This window comes from Frankia sp. AiPs1, assembly GCF_023716945.1.
GTDB lineage: Bacteria > Actinomycetota > Actinomycetes > Frankiales > Frankiaceae > Frankia.
The window spans coordinates 1-1,335 of record NZ_JAMQQF010000951.1 but is presented as its reverse complement, the minus strand read 5'-3'; the positions used below and the strand labels follow the sequence as shown (position 1 = coordinate 1,335).

The 1,335-nt window shown below is 74.1% G+C and carries 1 protein-coding gene and 1 pseudogene; both read right to left on the bottom strand.

Features of this window, described 5'->3' with window-relative positions:
- Positions 1–175: 175 nt before the first annotated feature.
- Positions 176–862, bottom strand: coding sequence for a YdcF family protein (locus ND748_RS32120; RefSeq protein ID WP_251750031.1), 687 nt, complete (start codon positions 860–862; stop codon positions 176–178).
- 138 nt (positions 863–1,000) lie between these two features.
- Positions 1,001–1,335: pseudogene (locus ND748_RS32115) on the bottom strand (glycine--tRNA ligase subunit alpha/beta); the annotation flags it as partial.

Sequence of the window (1,335 nt, the reverse complement as noted above, 5' to 3'; positions counted from 1 at the left end):
GCCGGAAGGTGCCGAGCCGGTCGGTGCCGGCGGCGGGCCTGTCCGCGCCGAATCGACGACCCTGGCGACGGCCGCGCGCAAGCGGCCTCGGGAGTCACCCCGGCCGCCTCAGCCGCCTTCGGCCGCCCCGCCCGCCGCTGCGCATCCCGACGGTGGGCTGTCGCGAGCCGCGAGCTCAGACCGCCCGCGTGGTCGCCGAGGGCGGCGAGGCCCGGTGGAAGAGCTGGTACCAGCGGTAGCCGATGCCCTCGCGAACGATGTAGCGGGCCTTGGTGTCGAAGCCGTGAACGGCCGGACCGCGGGTCACCGGCGACGTCGTCGCGTCCAGCCCGAGGTCACGCGCCATCGTCCGGGACCGCAGGCTGTGCGGGGGATCGGTGACCAGGACCGTCGACCGCCAGTGCCGGGTGTTCATGACCCCCGCGACGGCGGTCAGCGAACCGAGGGTGTCCGAGCCCTCCGGGACGACGATCACCCGATCGGCTGGCACGCCCCGGCGGCGCAGGTACGCGGCGCCGGCCTCGGCCTCGGTGTAGCGGTCACCGGGCTGCTTGCCACCGATCGTGATCACGTTGGGGGCGACGCCCTGCCGGTAGAGCTCCAGCGCATGGTCGAGGCGGGCGGCGAAGACCGCCGAGGGACGCCCGTCGTACTGCGAGGCCCCGAGGACGACCAGGGTGTCGGAGGTGGGCCGGTGATCCTCCCGGCCGACCCACCACACCTGAACGAACGTGACCACGGTGAAGATCACGACAGCGGCGACGACCGCGGCCACAGCCCGGATCGCCCACCGCCACCAGGGCACCTGGTACCAGGTCGCGCGGAAGGGATGGACGGCGAGACTAGGACGGGACAGACCCACGCGATGGAACAGTAGCCCCCGTGGCGGACTATCTGACACAGCGCGGCCTATGCGCCCATTTGTCCTGGTTCTTTCGCGGGTGACCGGACGGCGGGCGGGCCCCGCCCGGATGGCAGGGTCAGCGCCCGGACGGCGGGGTCAGTGCCCGGACGGCAGCGAACCGAGCGCTTCCCAGTCCAGCGTTCCCGCCGTCAGATCGCGGATCCGGGCGAGCAGTCCGAGCCGGGCCACCCGGACCGCCGGATCCGGGTCCATCACCATCAGCGCGTCGAAGAATCCGTCGATCGCGACCGGCAGCTCCCCCGCCGCGGCGACGAGCTCGCCGAGCGAGACGAAGGCGGGGTCGGCCGACGCCACCGGGCCAGCCGGCACCGCGGCGACACCCGGATCGTCGGGCCCGGCCGGAGTGGGCGAACCTGCCAGCGCGCCGAGGCGCTGCGCCAGTGCGGTGACCACCGCGAGGAGCCGGGCGG